This is a genomic window from Methylobacterium sp. CCH5-D2 (genome assembly GCF_001556475.1).
GTDB classification, from domain to species: domain Bacteria; phylum Pseudomonadota; class Alphaproteobacteria; order Rhizobiales; family Beijerinckiaceae; genus Methylobacterium; species Methylobacterium hispanicum.
The window spans coordinates 1-353 of sequence record NZ_LSIX01000005.1; the positions used below are offsets into that span (position 1 = coordinate 1).

Consider the following 353-nt stretch of genomic DNA (forward strand, 5'->3'; position numbering starts at 1 on the left):
CCCGTGGGCCGGCTGCTGCGCACAGCCTCGGCCTGGCAGCGCGGCGACCTCGGAGCCCGCACCGGTATGGGTGGCTCGACCGAGTTCGGCCGGCTCGGCGAGACGCTCGACGCCATGGCGGTGGTCCTGCAACGCAAGGAGGGCGACCTGCACGAGGAGATTCGGCGCGGGCGCGACATGCAGGAGCGCCAGGTCACGATGCTGCACGAATTGAACCACCGCGTGAAGAACACGCTGGCCACCGTGCAGGCGCTGGCGCGGCAATCGACGCGCGGCGGTGAGGCGGCGGGCGAGCGTCTGGAGGCGCGCATCCTGGCCCTGTCGAAGACCCACGACCTCCTCACCCGGGACGA

The 353-nt window shown here is 72.0% G+C and carries 1 protein-coding gene; it reads left to right on the forward strand.

The features are described 5' to 3' along the window. Positions 1–353 (forward strand): HWE histidine kinase domain-containing protein (locus AX737_RS00145; RefSeq protein WP_280949045.1); only part of this gene is annotated, 353 nt, incomplete at both ends.